19 protein-coding genes and 2 pseudogenes are annotated in these 17,529 nt (G+C 50.7%); 6 read left to right on the forward strand and 15 right to left on the reverse strand.

Annotated elements, in window-relative coordinates:
- Nucleotides 1-10: 10 nt before the first annotated feature.
- The 10 genes from ACP8MI_RS10765 to ACP8MI_RS10810 form a co-directional block, all read right to left on the reverse strand.
- Nucleotides 11-1,627 (reverse strand): ABC transporter ATP-binding protein, encoded by a 1,617-nt coding sequence (locus ACP8MI_RS10765; protein WP_284587128.1) that lies wholly within the window; start codon nucleotides 1,625-1,627, stop codon nucleotides 11-13.
- A gap of 54 nt (nucleotides 1,628-1,681) precedes the next feature.
- Nucleotides 1,682-1,855, reverse strand: coding sequence for a hypothetical protein (locus ACP8MI_RS10770; RefSeq protein WP_284585948.1), 174 nt, complete (start codon nucleotides 1,853-1,855; stop codon nucleotides 1,682-1,684).
- Nucleotides 1,856-1,899: 44 nt separating this feature from the next.
- Entirely contained in the window at nucleotides 1,900-3,210 is a 1,311-nt protein-coding gene (locus tag ACP8MI_RS10775; RefSeq protein ID WP_284587126.1) for a class I SAM-dependent methyltransferase, read from the reverse strand.
- Nucleotides 3,210-4,034 (reverse strand): alpha/beta fold hydrolase, encoded by an 825-nt coding sequence (locus ACP8MI_RS10780; protein ID WP_490290667.1) that lies wholly within the window; start codon nucleotides 4,032-4,034, stop codon nucleotides 3,210-3,212. Before ACP8MI_RS10780 ends, ACP8MI_RS10775 begins: the two co-directional genes overlap by 1 nt.
- Before the next feature lie 176 nt (nucleotides 4,035-4,210).
- Entirely contained in the window at nucleotides 4,211-5,044 is an 834-nt protein-coding gene (locus ACP8MI_RS10785; RefSeq protein ID WP_284585946.1) for an HTTM domain-containing protein, read from the reverse strand.
- Between the two features lie 41 nt (nucleotides 5,045-5,085).
- A complete protein-coding gene (locus ACP8MI_RS10790) occupies nucleotides 5,086-5,265 on the reverse strand; it encodes a hypothetical protein (RefSeq protein WP_282006119.1) in 180 nt (59 codons plus the stop codon).
- A 291-nt stretch (nucleotides 5,266-5,556) separates the two neighbouring features.
- Complete coding sequence (locus tag ACP8MI_RS10795; RefSeq protein ID WP_282006117.1) at nucleotides 5,557-5,754, reverse strand: hypothetical protein; 198 nt, start codon at nucleotides 5,752-5,754, stop codon at nucleotides 5,557-5,559.
- Between the two features lie 273 nt (nucleotides 5,755-6,027).
- Nucleotides 6,028-6,213 (reverse strand): integrase core domain-containing protein, encoded by a 186-nt coding sequence (locus tag ACP8MI_RS10800; RefSeq protein WP_420361724.1) that lies wholly within the window; start codon nucleotides 6,211-6,213, stop codon nucleotides 6,028-6,030.
- A 1-nt stretch (nucleotide 6,214) separates the two neighbouring features.
- Entirely contained in the window at nucleotides 6,215-6,781 is a 567-nt protein-coding gene (locus tag ACP8MI_RS10805; RefSeq protein WP_284587124.1) for a DDE-type integrase/transposase/recombinase, read from the reverse strand.
- Nucleotides 6,782-6,952: 171 nt separating this feature from the next.
- Nucleotides 6,953-7,270, reverse strand: a complete 318-nt coding sequence (locus ACP8MI_RS10810; RefSeq protein WP_284587123.1) for a transposase — start codon at nucleotides 7,268-7,270, stop codon at nucleotides 6,953-6,955.
- A 79-nt stretch (nucleotides 7,271-7,349) separates the two neighbouring features.
- On the opposite strand from ACP8MI_RS10810, the pseudogene ACP8MI_RS10815 reads away from it, so the two are divergent.
- Both ACP8MI_RS10815 and ACP8MI_RS10820 read left to right on the forward strand, forming a co-directional pair.
- Nucleotides 7,350-7,625: pseudogene (locus tag ACP8MI_RS10815) on the forward strand (DDE-type integrase/transposase/recombinase); the annotation flags it as partial.
- Nucleotides 7,626-8,209: 584 nt separating this feature from the next.
- Complete coding sequence (locus ACP8MI_RS10820) at nucleotides 8,210-9,226, forward strand: IS3 family transposase (protein WP_284587121.1); 1,017 nt, start codon at nucleotides 8,210-8,212, stop codon at nucleotides 9,224-9,226.
- A gap of 3 nt (nucleotides 9,227-9,229) precedes the next feature.
- Here ACP8MI_RS10820 and ACP8MI_RS10825 read toward each other — a convergent pair whose 3' ends face one another.
- Nucleotides 9,230-9,463: a hypothetical protein gene (locus tag ACP8MI_RS10825; protein WP_284585828.1), complete on the reverse strand. Its 234-nt coding sequence runs from the start codon at nucleotides 9,461-9,463 to the stop codon at nucleotides 9,230-9,232.
- A 1,119-nt stretch (nucleotides 9,464-10,582) separates the two neighbouring features.
- Nucleotides 10,583-11,260 (reverse strand): type 1 glutamine amidotransferase domain-containing protein, encoded by a 678-nt coding sequence (locus ACP8MI_RS10830; RefSeq protein ID WP_239265813.1) that lies wholly within the window; start codon nucleotides 11,258-11,260, stop codon nucleotides 10,583-10,585.
- A 133-nt stretch (nucleotides 11,261-11,393) separates the two neighbouring features.
- On the opposite strand from ACP8MI_RS10830, the gene ACP8MI_RS10835 reads away from it, so the two are divergent.
- Entirely contained in the window at nucleotides 11,394-11,540 is a 147-nt protein-coding gene (locus ACP8MI_RS10835; RefSeq protein WP_284587120.1) for a hypothetical protein, read from the forward strand.
- A 350-nt stretch (nucleotides 11,541-11,890) separates the two neighbouring features.
- Nucleotides 11,891-12,193: a hypothetical protein gene (locus ACP8MI_RS10840; protein WP_172641436.1), complete on the forward strand. Its 303-nt coding sequence runs from the start codon at nucleotides 11,891-11,893 to the stop codon at nucleotides 12,191-12,193.
- Between the two features lie 60 nt (nucleotides 12,194-12,253).
- On the opposite strand, the gene ACP8MI_RS10845 is transcribed toward ACP8MI_RS10840, so the two are convergent.
- The gene (locus ACP8MI_RS10845) at nucleotides 12,254-12,664 is read right to left on the reverse strand and encodes a hypothetical protein (protein ID WP_337891820.1); all 411 of its coding nucleotides are present in this window, start codon (nucleotides 12,662-12,664) and stop codon (nucleotides 12,254-12,256) included.
- Nucleotides 12,665-12,774: 110 nt separating this feature from the next.
- Nucleotides 12,775-13,296: pseudogene (locus ACP8MI_RS10850) on the reverse strand (nitrite/sulfite reductase); the annotation flags it as partial.
- 399 nt (nucleotides 13,297-13,695) lie between these two features.
- Here ACP8MI_RS10850 and ACP8MI_RS10855 point away from each other — a divergent pair.
- A complete protein-coding gene (locus ACP8MI_RS10855; RefSeq protein WP_238633761.1) occupies nucleotides 13,696-15,120 on the forward strand; it encodes an FAD-dependent oxidoreductase in 1,425 nt (474 codons plus the stop codon).
- Nucleotides 15,121-15,319: 199 nt separating this feature from the next.
- On the opposite strand, the gene ACP8MI_RS10860 is transcribed toward ACP8MI_RS10855, so the two are convergent.
- Nucleotides 15,320-15,673 (reverse strand): hypothetical protein, encoded by a 354-nt coding sequence (locus ACP8MI_RS10860; protein ID WP_337891819.1) that lies wholly within the window; start codon nucleotides 15,671-15,673, stop codon nucleotides 15,320-15,322.
- A 917-nt stretch (nucleotides 15,674-16,590) separates the two neighbouring features.
- Here ACP8MI_RS10860 and ACP8MI_RS10865 point away from each other — a divergent pair.
- A complete protein-coding gene (locus ACP8MI_RS10865; protein ID WP_284574406.1) occupies nucleotides 16,591-17,517 on the forward strand; it encodes an ABC transporter ATP-binding protein in 927 nt (308 codons plus the stop codon).
- Nucleotides 17,518-17,529 lie beyond the last annotated feature (12 nt).

Consider the following 17,529-nt stretch of genomic DNA (forward strand, 5'->3'; position numbering starts at 1 on the left):
ACAAATCAGCTTAGAGGGGCCGAGATCGTAATTCTGCGCCAGCAGCAAGGTCGTTTAGCTCAATGACTTGGTGTGGAATCTTGTCGAGAATGTTGTCGTGAGTCGCAACCACGACCAAGCTCTGCTGCGCACACTGCTCAATAACTGTAACTAAAGTTGGAATCGTCTCTTTGTCCACACCTGCAGAAATTTCGTCTAAGAGTAAAATCTGAGGTTTACGAATGAGGGCATCCGTTATAGCAAGCAGGGAGCGCTGCCCTCCGGAAAGTTCGACTCCATCGTCGCCGAGCTTCAGATTTAAGTCTTGATAGTGTTTGATGAAACCAGTGCGCTTCATAGCTTGGATGCGGTCATTGTCACCGATATCAAGTCCTGCGCCGATATTGTCGCGTAGAGTTCCGTGAAAGGGCTCACGTTGTTGATCAACGAGCAGAACATTTTCGCGCCAAGACTTTCGAGACAGGGTTGAGGAGTCTACTCCGTTGACAAAGATTTTCCCTTGTGCCGGCAGAACCCCATTGGCAAGTGCCAAGAAAGTGGACTTTCCTGCTCCGTTGGATCCGTGCATCAAATAGAGGCCTGGACCTTCGATGTGCATGTTAATAGAGTTCAAGACCTGCAGTTCAGTGCCTGGGTAAGAGTACGTCAGATTACTAGACACTAAAGAAGGTTTCGGTGACGAAGGAACCAGAGCGCTTCCCTGCTTTTCTTGAGGCTGGTTCCAGATTTCTATCAAACGAGCTGCAGCTACGTTAGCTTGGGCGGCTCCGCTGATTAACGTGCCCAATTCCACTGCTGGGGATAATGAATAAAGCATGAACATTACAAAAGACACGCCCTCGCCGGTGGATAGTCGGCCACTCGTCATCGCCCACATAGCTCCACCAATAGATAGCACCAAGGCAATCTGTGTGCCCAGGTTCAGACTTGGCATGACAAGGCTGCTCGAAATATCGGTGCGAATGCCGGATTTTCGCAGGGTCTCTGACTTATCGCTTATGTGACGCAACGCCTCAGGTTCAGCGTTGCGTGATTTGTATACCTTTAAAGAACCCAACAGGTTCCATACTGCAACGCCGTAGTTCGCAGCGTCTGTACGGGACAAGTGTGTAGATTTCCTAATCCAACGTGAAAGCTGCAGGACTACTAGGGTCGTTAAGAGAACAAGTCCGATCACAATGCCAAAAAGCATGAGCGAAACAAATGCCATACCAACGATGCAAGCCAACAACAGTGTTGTGGCTCTAAGTACAGCGGGGGCCGCGTTGACGAATGTGTAGGGGGCAGTCGCAGAATCCGTGAGCACACGGTTCTGAATTTCACCGGTCGGTAGGATATCCTCAATCCCTTGCTGCGAGTTAACCGTAAGGTTCATTGAATGGTCTCGCAGTTTTTTCCCGCATCGTCCTCCGATATGCGCCTGCAGCAAAGATATTAAAACCTGGAGAACAAGTTCACAGAGAAAGACGCAAGTTAGCAATAAAATGGATGCGCGCGCTGCCTCCCATTCGTTACCTGACAGAATCTGTAGGATTTGTCCTGTTAAGACTGGCTGTGTGGCTGTTATGATGCCGGCGGTGAACGCAAGAACTAGCAGGGTTGAGTATGAGCCGTATTGGCCCCTCATTGCAATATTCCATACTGTCTTCACTATTACCCTCTAAAAGTACAAATTATTTGACTATTTTTCTGGATTGGTGAAGAACGGATATAGCCAATAAATTACGGCAGCAGAAGCTAAAGAAACGATGATAGTAATAGCAATACCTTGCTTCGAGTCAATTCCATCAAACATAATCCCAGCAATCGACAATACAACCATAAAGGCTATCAAAGCTGTGAAATAACGCGTCATAATAGTCCTTTCAGAGAGTTAAAAATAGATTTTATGAATTAAGGCTACATATTTTTTGCTGTGCATCGGAGATATGCGCCTTTGAGATTAACCTGGACAGATGAAAATCCTGCTGCATGAAGGGCTTCGACTGCTTCTTGTCGAGTTACAGGAAACACGCATTCTTTCATTACACCAGTTTTCCCGTCAGATTGGCGCTTAATTTGCGTTGTTACTGCCACTATTCCATGTGGATATTGGAGGGAAGACATACTAATCGTGTGTGGTTTTTCGCCCAGCTTTAAACTCATAGGGCTGGGCTGCACAGGGGCGTGATATATCTCGGAGGCGAATAGCTCCACCGCAATAATTCCTCCACGGGTCATCATTCTGCGGACTGTCTTTAGCGACTCGGTGAGCTCGCTCAAGCTTGATATGTACTGCAATGATCCGTAGGTTACGAAAGCCAAATCTATATCCATGGTGGCTTCTGCTGTAAAAGCTTCTTCAACAGTGCCCGAGAAAAAATTGGCATCGATATCAGCAAATGACTGGGAGAATTTTTCGTCCGGTTCGATGGCAAACAGTTTCGCATTCGGGAATCTACTAGCAACTTGGGCAAGTACCCGCCCAGTACCTGCACCGATATCTAGAATTCGCTGCGGCAGTTGTCCGCTTACTGCCGCAGAGATCCACTCAGCATGATCAACGTTGGGATCGACTGTCTTCATGACTTCGTCGTAGTACTCATTGAAATAATCATCACAATAGAACGCTGGTGAAATATTCGAATCTTGTTCTGTGTTGATTGCTTGATAATTCAAAATGAGGTCATAAATTGGTTTTGCTGCCCCATCGTGCCCTGCGAACCGTACCAACATCAACTGTTGCCAGTACCAGTTCTTTTCTGTTTTCGAGATTGATCGAGTGTAATTATGGCGAATGTAGTTGTTCAACATCTCGGCAGTATCGCTGATTGACCTTCGCAATACGGCGTCATTCTCGTCGCCTTTTCCCAAGCTAGCTAATCCGACCACAAGAGCCTGGTGCGTATCAAAGATTCCTTTTTCGAAGCGACGGCGAGGGAACCAAAACGCTTGTGACATTTTACGTGGCGAGATGGTGTGGCATTCTTCCCACGGGCTGTATTCGGATAAGTCCTCTGAAACAAGGCGATAAAGAACGTGCACGTCCTCCACTGCTGGATTAGGTGCAAAAAACTTCCAGTTGGGGATGATTGTATTTCCAAAACGATCATCTAGCCGACGAATTCGATCTAAATTCGATTCTGGGTGCTGACTAAGCAGTGTTGCTACCAACCATCCGCCAAAAATTGAAGCAACCGATCCGTCTATGATTTTGCGAATATTACCCACTATTTTTCGTCTCCGAAGTCAGTATTTTTAGCGCCCACGGTGAGCCAATGTGCAATTTTGTTTTGCGCTTTTTCTTTCGTCAGCATTGACTGGTGCCCCGCCCCCATAAGAATACGAATGGAATCGCTGTATTCTTTGTAGAGAGATTCTTGAGCGGGCTCATTGCGAACGGTCTCCCCTGCAGCAATGACTTGGGTGTCAACTGAGCTCGGGAGAGCAGAAATATCATGACCATCAAGCATGTATGGATAAATAAGCTTCCATTCTTCCTTTGCGGTTTTCCACACTGAGGAGCTAGCTAAATCGGCAAGGATTCGGTCGTGAAACTGATACTCGTCCGAGTAGGTGGTCACTCCCTGTCCATAGAGCAGAGCAGCCCCAAATTTGATGAATGGGGCGACGGTATTTACGGATAGCTCAACCGTTTTACTCCCCATCCGTTGAGCTTTCGATATCTGCAATTCTTTCGGATGCATCGGATCTAAGTAGCTTACTGCTGAAACCAGAGCAAGGTTTTTCCGTGCAAACTCATGTAGAAGATATCCCCCTAAAGAGTGTCCGACGAGATGAAATTTGGTCCCCGAGTTATCTGCAGCAAGTTCGGTCAGAGTATGGTAAAGGTCGATGATGAACTCGTCGATATGAAACGGTTCTTCGGACAACCGAACTGATCCTCCGTAGCCTGCACGATTAAACATGACAACCTGATGGCCTAATGCTGACAGCTTTGTGCCGAGCCCGGCCACGGTCGAAATGCTAGATGAGAGACCAGGTACTAAAACAAAGCTTTGTGCCGAGGGGGTTTTCGCAGGTGCGACTGCCACTTGAAGGCGGTTACCAGTTGAGCTTTGAAAGTGCCGTGTCTCGAAGCCAGGGTAGTCTGCACGATGCTTTCTTTCTTTAATCCCAGCCCAAATACTTCCTCCGAGTACGAGTGATGTGCCCATCAGGATGCTCGCATTGAGAACTGGTGAAGCGCTGGTTGGGTGTAACTGTAGAGTCATTTTTTGGTGGCCTCACCTGGTCTGAAGATACTTGAACGAAAATTTAAGATCGCGGGATATGTCGATATAAACGGTAAAACGAAACGGCCTAGCCCCATTGTTCGGGCATTGGCTAAGTGGAAGGTGCCGAACAGTGCAAGTGTTGCTTTTAGCACGGTTTCATTGATCATTGCGAGTGGCATCAAGGACTCGAGAATAACGGTACCTCGAGTCGTCACCCGACCAATGCGCGGGTGCTTTTGTAAGAATCTGTAAAATTTCCTGTCACCGTAGGTCTCGGTAGCCATAACACCTTCGAGTGCGTTACCACGAGCCCACCGTTTACCTGGAGATTTAACTACGCCTGATATGAAGTAACTAATAGTGACTTGTAAGGCGAGGAAGTCGGCCGCCGCCTTACGGCTTTCTGAGCTGCCACCCATTCTCCCTAGCGCAGACGCTGCATTGCCCAGGAAACTAAGTTGATCAGCACCGTCTGTACCGAAAAACTGGCGAGGCTGGAGAGTAAGGTAACAAACACTTTGCACTAGATTGCAATACGCACGAATTCCGTTATTTGAAAGAGGTGAAAGGAGAGCTACATTATGAGTGATTTTCAACAAGTGAAGTGCCATATAGGCAACCTCAGCCTGCGTTTCATTCAGCTTATTCCACAACTTAGCGGTGCCACCTGGGAACTGTGATCTCAAGTATGTCCAGTCGTTTAGACCACCATATTGGCGATTTTTTCGGTGAACGAGATATTCCGCCGAGGCGATAAGCTCGGTAATTGCACAAGCGCGCTCAACAGTGGCGAGCGGATCGTGCGACAATCGTTTTTCCAAACCCACTACTTTTCTCCTCTCAGCTCCCAGCTCTCTGAAACCGAGAACTAATCTTTAATAGCCTTTGCAATGGCGGCGCCAACGCCAGCTGCACCCACTAGCGCACCGCAGGCCTTAGCGCCAGCAACGACACCTGCGCCGAAGGCGGCTGGGGTTGCCATCACAGGGCTGTGCACCTGCTCAAAGGTTATTTGGTCATTATTGACAAGAGTGGACAAACGAGACATAGAATTACTCTCCGAGACGTTGAAAACTGTAATGATTTGATACAAAGAGTACGCTGACAGTCAGAACTACTTTGCGTAGCAATCGCTAGTGTAAGCAGCAGCTACAGCCACTAGGGCAGTGCCAACCTTAGCGGTAGCAATGATGGCTGGGGTTGCCATCACAGGGCTGTACACCTGCTCAAAGGTTATTTGGTCATTATTGACAAGAGTGGACAAACGAGACATAGAATTACTCTCCGAGACGTTGAAAACTGTAATGATTTGATACAAAGAGTACGCTGACAGTCAGAACTACTTGATAACTGCGCGGTACGCGGCGTAACCAGCGCCGCTGACTGCTCCACCGCCAATAACTGCGCCAGCCGCCTTTGCGGCGGTGACTGCAATGGCAGGGGTTGCGGTCACCGGTGGAAGAGCGGTTTCAGCCATACCGTCTAGGCGTCCCCGGAATGCCGGAGCATCATTTACGAGTTGGGAAAGTGTGGACAAGTTCACTCCTTGGAAGGTTGTTTGGAACAAAATGAAGTGTCCAATGGAAAAGTAAGCCAGACTCTCATCACTGCTTAAACTAAATCCGCTGAACGGTTACACGGTTAGACGGTGACCTAACAATGTTATTTATGCCAGATAGAAAGTATTTCCCATCACAAAGGCATGTGTTTTAACATACACGGCCCCATACCCCCTGACAACCACAAGCACCCCCACGAGGGGGTGATGTAACGTTTGAATTTATGGGGTGAAGTGTACTGGGTTTTGTTCCTAGGCATTTACCCTATTTTCTATTATTTCCCGAGACTCATCTTGTTCCCACAACGCGATTTCTACCTCGACCGGGGTGCGGTATCCCAAGCTTTGATGAAGCCTTTCCTCATTCCACCAATTCACCCACTCGAACGTCGCGATCTCCACATCGACAACATCATTCCACCTGCGAGTATGGATCAGCTCACCTCTTGTGAGGGGCCGTTAACGTTTTCAGCCAAAGCATTGTCATATCAGTCACCAACAGTCCCGGTGGAAGCAGTGATCCCGTGCTGGGCACCTCGCTCGTTGTAGACAACGCTGACATACTGCGACCCGTGATCCGAATGGTGAATAAGACCTGTTGTTTCTTCAGCGCACTTGGGTCACCTGGTTGAGAGTGTGCAGCGGCAACACCTGAAGTGCGCATGGAATCTGATAACGCCCACCCAACGATCCGCCTGGAGAAAACATCGGTGACAAACGTGGTGTACACAAAGCCTTTCCTCGTGCGCACGTAAGTAATATCGGCCACCCACAGCTTGTTCGGGCTCTGGACTTTGAATTCACGCTCGACCAAGTCCGGGCGCAGGTCAGACACGTGAGCTTTTCGGGTTGTGATAGGTGACCGGCCTTTGCCTTTGCCAGAAACACCAGCCAGGCGCATCAGCCGGGCGGTGTGTTCACGGCCGATATCGATTCCTTCACGGCGTAGAGCATGCCACATTTTCCGCACACCGTAGACACCATAATTATCTCTATGAATAGCCACTTATACGTTCAACCAGCAGGCCATCACGAAGGCGACGAGCACTCAAGCCCACGAGCTTTGGACTGGCGATAACCACGCGAGGTGATAAACCCACCAACCCGGTTATTCTTCAACGTCGTAGAAGATGAACTCGGGCAGTGAAACGATCCCGGTATTCATCGATGAACCGGATCATTTCTTAACATTTCGGGTCTGGTTCCGACGCGAAAAAGCTGACGCAGCCTTCAGCAACTCGTTGGTATCTAGTAGCTTGTGGTTTTCACGACGCAGCTTGGTCACCTCTGCAACAAGATCTTCAGACAAAGGATTAGTGACGCGTCTTTCGCGACGAGCCGCCTGCGCCCATTGCCGGGCAGTATGCCACGAGACACCTAGTTTCGGTGCCACGATCTTGCACGCTTCCTGCATCGACATATTTTCCGACAAGATGCGATCTTCCACGAAACGGACCACACGGTCCTTCGCATCCTGGTCAAACTTTCTCGGCATATTCCAGATTTTCTCATCTACTCAAACGGAACAAAACCTGGGACACTTCAGTTATCCGGTAATAACGGTCATTGCGAACATACCAGATCATCGCCCAGATCTGGTTCAGCGAAACTTTCGTGACCAGGCCCTCAGGCGGCTGTGGGTTGCCGAGATTACTTATGTTCGCACCTTGTCGGGCGTGCGTACACCGCGTTTGTCACCGACGTCTACAGCCGCAAGATTATCGGTGTTGCCACACGTTCGACAATGCGTATTGATACATTGCCTATGGAGGCTTTGGAACTTGCTCTCACCGCCGCCGGTCGAATCCGTGGCGGGCCAGCTGGTGCACCACAGTGATCGGGGCAGTCAACGGTCTCTATAAAGCGGAACTAAACCCAGAACGCTCCAGACAGCATTTTGCATTAGAGCCGACAAATCTATCGTTTCTGCGGCTGTTTTTAAGTATTGAATATTCTCCAGACATGAGATCTATTATTCCTGAGAATATTGCGATGATACCTATCCAAGCCCCCGTTATATAGATGAAAAGTGTGCCGAGGAGTATGAAGAAGCAGCTAACTGCCTTTAGGGGATGCGGACGAAATCTTGGAGAGGTTTTCCGCATGACCAATATTCGATACACCAATGCGCAACGACTCAAGGCATTAGAAGTATTCGACAGGACTCAATCTGCCACAAAAACCGTCCGCGAATTGGGTTACCCAGGCCGTTGGACACTACATCGCTGGATTAGACAGCGGCGTGAACCGCCCTCTCCTCCTATACGGCGGACAACGCTAAAACGCTACCCGTTGACGGCAAAGCTTAAAGCCGTCGAGCTTTTCCACTCCGGGATGTCTCCTGAGGCCGTTGCAGCCGAGTTGGCACTGAACTCAAAAATGAGCCTCTCATGCTTGGGCCCAACAATTCCGTGAGGAAGGAAAGTGGGGCTTGATGAGCGCAACTGAACACAAACAGTCAGCTGGCATCGTCACGCATAAAGCCTTGGAAAGCTCACTTCCAGACGATGCGGTAGAGCTGAAGAAACTGGCAGCAAGGCTATCAGCAGAAAAGGCCGTGTTAGAAAAAGAGCTGGAAGAAATAAAAAAAGACGACAGCATCGACCCAGCCAATCTCAGTAACAGAGTCAAAACTATTGTGGTCGATGCACTACGGTCTGCTTTTCCGATTTCACTGCTGCTTGACATCGTCGGGCTATCGTCGTCGAGCTTCTATTATCAGCTCAAAGCTTCGAAGAGTCCTTCAAAATATGCGCAGCTGACCAAAAAAATTACCGAAATCGTCAAAGACTCCGGATTCAGCTATGGCTATCGTCGCGTGTGGATGCAATTGAAGCAATTGGGAATTACGGTCAGCGAGAAAGTTGTGCGTCGAATCATTTCGGCCGAAGGGCTAGCGGTGCGCTATGTGAAGAAAAAGCGTCGTTATTCGTCGTATCGTGGGGAGATTTCAGATGCCCCACCAAACTTGGTGAAACGGAATTTTCATGCCGATAAGCCTGGGTTGTTGTGGCTGACGGATATTTCAGAGTTTCCTGCTGATGACGGGAAAATCTACTTTTCAGCGTTGGTGGATTGTTTCGACGGAAAGATCGTGGGAGCAACAACGAGTTGCCATCCCAGTCAGCAGCTTGCAAACGAGTGTTTAGCGCAGGCGATTGACAATGATGCGCCTGCTGATCCGACTAGATTAGTGATTCATTCCGATCGGGGTTGTCATTATCGAGGTAATAGTTGGATCCAAGCCTCCCGCGACATCGGTTTTGTTCGTTCAATGTCGAAGAAAGGGTGCTCACCTGATAATTCAGCGTGCGAGGGATTGTTTGGTCGAATGAAAAATGAGATGTTTTATGGGCGTAAATGGCGCCGTCGTGAGGAATTAGACAAAGCGATTCATGACTATGTCGAGTTCTATACGAACGAAGAATCAAGCTTGAGTTCGGTGGAATAAGCATTAATCAACACCGTCGCAAGCTGCTAGTCTGAATATTCCTAAAAATGTCCGCATCCCCTTTAGCTGTTTAGCTCTTCTGTCATTGGATTCGTCAGGCTGATAGATCCGGGCAACTATGAGATCAACGGCGGCAACGGCTAGAAAAATATACGAGATTTTTGTGTAACCGAGTAAAGCAAAGACTACTGAAACCACAAGCACGGCAATCCCAGCAAAGCCAATCAAACGACTCATCAGAAAACCATTCCAAAACAGGGTTTGATAAGAAACCTCTCTTTAATTCTATTCGAAGGGTGAGGTCAATCCACTGAAAAAGAAGGTGACAGGAATTGTGCGCGCTCTGAGCATTGCGCTCGGAGGGGCGCATTCAGCTGGGGCCGAGAGTATCAGGGAGTTTGTGTGTAAAGGCCTTGATCTAAAAGGAGCTTGACACGCTCAGACCCAGCAACACCCACAGCAGCTCAAAACCGTCACTGCTTCTTGCGTTGGTACCGGCCCCAGGGTCTCAGTCGACTTTCCTCCACTGGAAATTGCGGGATCCTTATGTAGACTATTGGCTGCTCCGACCAATCGAACTCATAGCAATGCGTTGGAACCAATTTAAGACAACGCTGCTAAACACAGATTATCTGCCCAAGAGGCCGATGCACTAGCGGGGTTCATGGAAACACCTCTTTCCCAAGTGAACAGATGTAAGTAGAAAGGTTTCTTCGATGGGATTCGGCGGTGCTCTGCAACGAACAAGCAAAGACGGTAGGCCGTGGGTACCACCGGCATGGTTTTCGTTTATTGCTCTACCGGCCATGGTCGTAGCAAGTTTCTACATCAGTCAAGTAACCGGCTGGCGCGGCGTAGCTTCACCCAACGAAGAAGGAGTCTCATGGAGCGAGGTGAGCTCGGAAGGACTATTGGGCTATTCAGCGCAATTCCTTGCCTTCTATTACTTTCTTGTCCTGCCGTTTTTCCTTGTGCGTAGGTACAGGTGGAAAAAGCGCGATAATCGCAGGACCAACGAGTAAGAGAAATCAGTTTCTCAGGGCAGCGTAAGACGCGTCCGGCCGAGTCACCGGCGGCATCGGAGGCAATCTAGCAAAAGTACGCGCCAGCTGGCCGCACCATGGCATCCGCATTATTCCCGGGCCTTCGGCTCTGTGGCTGGATGCTACCGACACCCGCTTGCCGACAACGGTCTGCTGGACCGCGAGCGTGTCGCACGGCCCGGAAATCTCTGGGCGAGAAGATCGTGCTCGCTAGAGACAAATAACCTGCCCCCGGGGCAAAACGGTGCCCTTGGAGCAGGTTAGCGCGGGCTTGTCAGAGCCCTGTTGAAGCGCTGGTTATTTAACGCTCGTATTAAAAGTCGCGCAGGATGCGCTGTGCCAGAGGCTCAGACGATGCTGGGTTCTGGCCGGTGTAAAGGTTGCGATCTACTTCGACGTACGGTTGCATCGGATCGGTCTGCTTAAAGTCAGCACCGAGTTCACGCAGACGAGTCTCAACTACCCACTTGGCGGCTGCGATGGTCTCCTCGCCTTCTTCGGCGTTGGTAAAGCCAGTCATGGTGTAGCCCTTAAGCGGCCAGTTGTCATTGTCCATGGCGAGCAAAGCAGCTGGAGCGTGGCATACCAGGGAAAGCGCACGACCGGATTCAATACGGTCCTGCAGCAGTTTGGCGGAATCCTGGTCATAAGCCAGGTCTTCCATTGGGCCGTGGCCACCAGGGTAAAAGACGAGGTCATAATCAGCCTCGTTAATATCAGCCAGATTAAGCGGGTTGTTCAGCTCCGAGCCGATTTCTCCCAGGTAATTCTCGTATTCCGCGCGCTCGCTGTCGGACAGAACATCGAGGCTGTACTGGTCTACTACTGGGGCCTTGGCATTTGGCGTCGCGAAGTCAATGTTCCATCCAGCGTTTTTGAATACGCGGTGTGGAGCAATCAACTCTTCGGCCCAGTAACCGGTAGGGCGGGTGCTGCCGTCGGCCAGCGTCCATTTATCGGCGGCGGTAACTACGAATAGTGCGGAAGGCATAACTTCCTCCTTGTATATAGGTGAGCTATCTAATGTTCTTCAGATGTGTTGTACCCGCTAGTGCGTTGCACCCGGAAGGACAACGACACCAAGAATACGCTTCGCTGGATCTTCGTTGGCGAGATTTTTCTTCATGAGTCTTGCAGCAGAGGCAGAAAAACGCCGCTATTTCGGGCCGGAAATTCTCACTCACAGCAACATAACTGCTGCTCAAGACGATATCGAGGGAAAATACGATGTACATGAAGCCCGAGTGCTGCACCCTCAAGAAAAAAGATGATTTGTCAACTATTTCACATTCTCGGGGCCCTAGTTGCTAGCGGAATATGTCGATTTCCGGTCTATTTCGCCGCCTGAGAAGAAACTGCAGAAATGCAACACTCGGTTCTCAAAGAAGTTCTCGGACTTACCGAAGCCAGCACTTTTTCATCCACAGGCGACGAGAGGAATTGGACGAATTAGCGTCCTTATAACGGGAATCACAGTAACCTTGTGTCTATGAGGTTACAAGCAGCATTTATCCCGACAGCGGTAGCATTTTCTGTGTTATCGGCGTGCTCCGCAGCCGAGAGCGAACCTCCGACGCTTCAAACGCACGTTCCAGTCACCGCCTCCCCAACTTCACCGGCCATGGCAACACAGCACCAAGAAGCACCTGACTCCCCTGACGCCGAGCACAACGGCAACCCCACTGCACCAGTTAACAATGACCACGGAATGTTTACCGTAAAATGCCAAGTGTCAAAAACTGAATCGGATCACGGCATCGTCGGATACGTATACGGAAACCATAAAACCAGCATCCCCATCGCTGAGCAAGATGCCGAGCAGTACGTCCCAAAATTCGGCCCGGGAACTGAGAAGCAGAATTGCAGCACGATCGAAAAATACGTTCCTAGTGGAGCCTACGATCTGCATGACCAAGTGTTTTAAACTAGCGGCATGACTACTCCAGATTCTGGCCCAGATTCTGCCGCTGGCCCTGCCTAGATTTTACACCCAGGCAAGTTGATTGGTGGCGGCCCCGGCGCGTGGGACATAGCGGCTGGCGAGTTCTGCCAACACGGTATTTTCCATGGACATGGTAACCGCGATATCGCCAGGCACGTGTTCGTCCGCCCAAGCCAGGATGTCTTCGGCTCTGGCGTCGTATAGCGCGTCGGCGTAGTTGGTGACGAGCTGCCGGTTGTGTGCCACAATGTCGTCGGCAAGCGGCTCCGTCGTGGTGGAAGCACCCGCTGGGGACTGTTCCGGGTCACGATAATTCTGCTCTGTGTGCGATGTTCCACGTGAAACATTGAGAAAATTCAGCGACCTGTGCAGGGAGTTTCGCAGCGCCTCGTTAATGGACACCGCCGGCTCGGGTTTGGTTTCCAGCGAAACCTCATGACAGGGCCTCCTCATCCGCACAGACAGTCCACTGCGCAAAAAACTCGCCCTTCTCGCGTTGCTGCCTGTAGTTCTCGCCGACGTGCACTCGCATTCGGGTAGTCGTTCAGGGAAATCGTCAGGCTGGAATCAATATCGCCAATGTGCTCTTCTAACTCGTCGCCCGCCACCCAAGCTGTGGGCGAACCCAAGATCACGCGCGGCACGTCACCGCAGCCCATCATCGTGGTCAGACCAACGGTATCCAGCCTGCGCCAAATCTCTGGGACATCCTCGATGCGTATCGAGTGCAGCTGGATATTCTGTCGGTCAGTGAAATCCGCGGTAGACCGTGCGAAATCCCGGGAGACCTCACCGACGACGCGCAAGCTTTCCGGGGCGGCTTGGCTGCCGTCGAAACGAACGCGCATCATGAAATATTTATTTAGCAGCTCGTGGTTTTCTAATTGACCGGCGTATTCGCCACCCAGTTTTTGCTTGCGCTGGGTATAAATGCCGAGCTATTTGAAGCACTTGCTGATGCCATCAGCAGAGATCGAATCAAAACCCTACTTGGAGTAGGTATCGATCACACGCTGCTTCACCTCGAAGGCTTCTTGTTCTTGCTTCACCTCCTCTTCTTTGTTCAGAGGGCTGGTGCCATCAATATTCCGCTACCCTTCTGCTTTGGGTCTCCGCTTTGGGCGCGCGGATGCGTTTGTAGTCATAAAATGCCTCACTAAACGGTTTCGGCGATGTGCAGGTGTTTTAGTCGGGGCTAGTTGTAGATTTTGCTGTTCAACCGGAAAGTCACAAGCCCGGTCGAACCAATTCGTTCACTCCATGTGAACAGGTCGGTCTATTTGACTCATGTAAAAATGCTGCATGCGACCTGGAGTAATGTGGCCCACATCATTTGAATTTAAATCGCTAGCTAGCAAAATAGAGACAAATAGGTTCAAATAGATCTTGCTTGCTTAACGCGAACCGAATAAGCGCGTGATCACGCACGCGCAGAAGAACGCACTCGCACGAGAAACCAACAAAGAAAGGCGCTATACACACGAATGGCTACTTCTAATGCAGCAGCGTCCAACCAGACCGACGCAGTGACCACCAACCCCAACACCGAAGGCGATAAACCACTGAAGATCGCCGTCGTCGGTGCAGGCCCAGCGGGTATTTACGCCTCAGATATTCTGATCAAAAAGACCGGCGGCAACGTCGATATTGATTTGCTCGACCGCATGCCCACCCCGTTCGGCTTGATCCGCTACGGCGTGGCACCGGATCACCCACGTATTAAGGGCATCATCAAGTCGCTGCACCGCGTGCTCAGCAACGAGAAGATCCGCTTTATCGGCAACGTCGAAGTGGGCCGCACCATCAGCGTCGAAGAACTGAAGGATCATTACGACGCCGTTATCTTCTCCACCGGTGCCGTCGACGACCGGGACCTGAACATCCCGGGCGCCGACCTAGAGGGTGTCTGGGGTGCCGGCGAGTTCGTCGGCTTCTACGACGGCAACCCTCACTTTGAGCGCAATTGGGATTTATCCGCCGAGCAAGTCGCGGTCATCGGCGTCGGCAATGTGGGCCTGGACGTGTCCCGCATTTTGGCGAAGACGGGTGACGAGTTGAAGGTCACCGAAATTCCAGACAATGTCTACGAATCACTGGCGCAAAACCAGGCCCACACCGTGCGCGTGTTCGGGCGCCGCGGCCCTGCCGAAGCAAAGTTCACCCCGCAGGAACTGAAAGAACTCGACCACTCGGACACCATCAACGTCGTCGTCGACCCGGAAGATATTGATTACGACGAATCCGGCGAGGCGGCACGTCGCGCATCGAAGTCGCAAGATCAGGTGTGCCAAATTCTGGAACAGTACGCGGTGCGCGACCCGAAGGAAGCACCACACACGCTGCAGATTCATTTCTTTGAAAACCCGGTCGAGATCATCGGCAAGGATGGCAAGGTTGCAGCGCTGAAGACCGAGCGCACCGAACTGACTGGTGACGGAAATGTGCAAGGCACCGGCGAATTCACCGAATGGCCGGTACAAGCTGTCTACCGCGCGGTTGGTTACCGTTCGGTGGGCATCGAGGGTGTGCCGTTTGATGATCAGAAGCACGTCATCCCCAACGACGGCGGCCACGTACTCACAGAACCGAATGGCGAAATTGTGCCAAGCCTGTATACCACCGGCTGGATTAAGCGCGGCCCGGTTGGCCTGATTGGTAACACGAAATCCGATGCCGCCGAGACCATCGGCATGCTGTTGGAGGATATTGCGGCCGGTAAGCTGTCTGCTGCCGACAACACCGACTTGGTGGAGTTGTTGGAATCCCGCGGCATCGAAGTGACCAACTGGGAGGGCTTCCAGTTGCTGGATGCCCGCGAAGTAGCTTTGGGTGAGGCCGAAGGCCGCGAGCGCAAAAAGCTCGTAGAGTTTGAAGAAATGCTTGAAGCCTCCCGTAACCCGCAGAGCTAACGGCGAGCGCTAACAAGTTCCACTTTCTGCACGGTTTCACGGCTGCCCGTAAAAGGCTGTACAAACCCAGATCTGGATTGTCAGATCTGGGTTTTATTATTTATTGACGGTCACGCCGGGCCGCGCGCTATTCCACGTTGGATTTGGTTGCGCGTCTGGTTTTTGGCTTTCGTTAGATGCGCATGAGTCCAACACCGTTTTAGATTGGGGAAAGATCTGTCCACACCGGGTCACCGCCAAAAAGCATAACAACGGCATTAACTATGCTTCCCAAGATCATCAGCACGACGCCAAGCGCGAATCCGAGGACAATCGCGATTATCTCTATGAAGAATAAGGCCGGAGCCAACAATAAAAGTGCGCGACTTCGGGCATAAAGCCCACACCCGAAAACAATTACCGCTGCGAGAGCAGTAACGAGCCAATACGCGAGGTCCCGGGAAGGCTCCTCAATAACCAACAACCATGAGAGCACGTAAAATCCCATAACCGCCCAGCCCGCGTAGAGCGCAATGTTTTGGCGAGACTTCTTGCTGCGAGTTTTCAGGGACATGCTTTCTCCTTAGGTTTCGGAGGCAGTTTTAATTAAACGGTGCCTACTATCTTCTATAGTAATCCCAACAATACAATGGATGTGGTTATGATATAGCGCACTTCTTAATCTATCTTATTGTTTTACTAGCTCGTCAGGCTGTTTATGTGGCCGACCAATTCATAGGTACGAATCGAACTGGGTAGAGCTGCCACGACATCAGAGTCGAAGACACTTAAAGATCATCATGAAATGCTCAGGTTTTATTTCGTTTAAGCAGCTGGGAAAATCTTCGAACATGCTGACGATCCATACCCAGACGTGTAAAGACCTCGTCAAGGTTGAAAAAGAGTCTTGGGGCGGCAACCTGTGACACGAAATAATGGAAATTAAGGCAAATTCCTAGGAACAAACCCCAGGGCACCTCACTGACTAAGGCGAAGAATACAAACCGAAAATGGCGCACTCACCTATGACTAACGCCGCCATTGGGATTAAACAGTCGGTAAACCAATCGGCCAGCCGCATACACAGCCAGGACACCCACCAGTATTAAAACCAGAGTGCGGTTAGCAGAATCTATCGCTAAATATACGCAAATTACCAGGACTGCCATTGTCAGGAAGAATACAGCTGCCTCACGGCCAATCGTCGGTGCTGGAGTCAACCGAATCAGGTCTTGAAAAACTTTCATGAGAATCCCTTTCCCCTCGAGTTTCATTTATTTCTTGTATTTCCACTGTGCCAATTCTCTCGCCTGAAGCGTAGTGCCAAATGTAGGCAGACGATATGAGCTTTATCATGCGCAACCAGCGGAAACCTGACCCACACCACACTGCAAGTAATGACAAAAGTCATCCCACCCTAATGATCTTTAACAGAGAAAATAATGATCAATCTTCGCGTGCAAACGATCGAATTTTTGCCAGCATAGAAGCATGAACGAATCAACAAAACATGAAACAGTGCTCCAAGTCAGCGACCTTACCCGTAGTTATGGCCAGGGAACGAAAGCGTTCTGGGCCGTCAAAGGACTGAACTTCCATGTCTTCCGCGGCGATGTCTTCGGCCTTCTTGGCACCAACGGCGCTGGAAAAACATCTACGTTGGAGATTCTCGAAGGGCTAGCCCCTGCAACTTCTGGCAAAGTCAAGGTCTTCGGGCGCGACCCCTTCGATGATAGGGCTCTCATTCGTCCAAGAATGGGCATCATGCTCCAGTCGGGTGGGCTTCCCTCGCAGCTAACGGTAGAGGAAACTATCAAGATGTGGCAGGGCACATGCTCTAATCCCCGAGATCCAGAAGAAATACTTGCCGACGTCGAGCTATTACACCGACTTGATGTTCGGGTAGGGGCCCTCTCTGGCGGCGAGCAACGTCGGCTTGACCTCGGTTGTGCCTTGCTCGGAAATCCGGAACTTCTGTTCCTCGATGAGCCCACCACGGGACTCGATCCGGAATCTCGTAGAAATGTCTGGGATCTGCTCCTGCGACTCAAAAACCAGGGCGTGACGATGGTCCTAACCACCCACTATTTGGAAGAAGCCGAAACGCTTTGTGATCGTATCGCCATTATGAATGAAGGAACCGTTGCACGTGAGGGCACGCTTTCCGAGCTGGTGAATTCGGTTTCCGCAGAGATCACGGTATCCAGCATCCATACCCCGCCCCGGCTTCCGGGTACCACCATCACCACCGAACAAAAACGCCACACAATCTATACAAAACAGCTACCCCAGGACACTCTCGCAGTTTTGGAGTGGGCACGTAAAAACCAACTTGAGTTGGAACATTTTTCCGCTCGCCCTGCCTCCCTGGAAAAGGTGTTCATGAGCATCGCTGGCGACAAAAGACCATCAAACTAGCCACGAAGGAGC

It is taken from the genome of Corynebacterium sp. LaCa_70, from assembly GCF_058182015.1.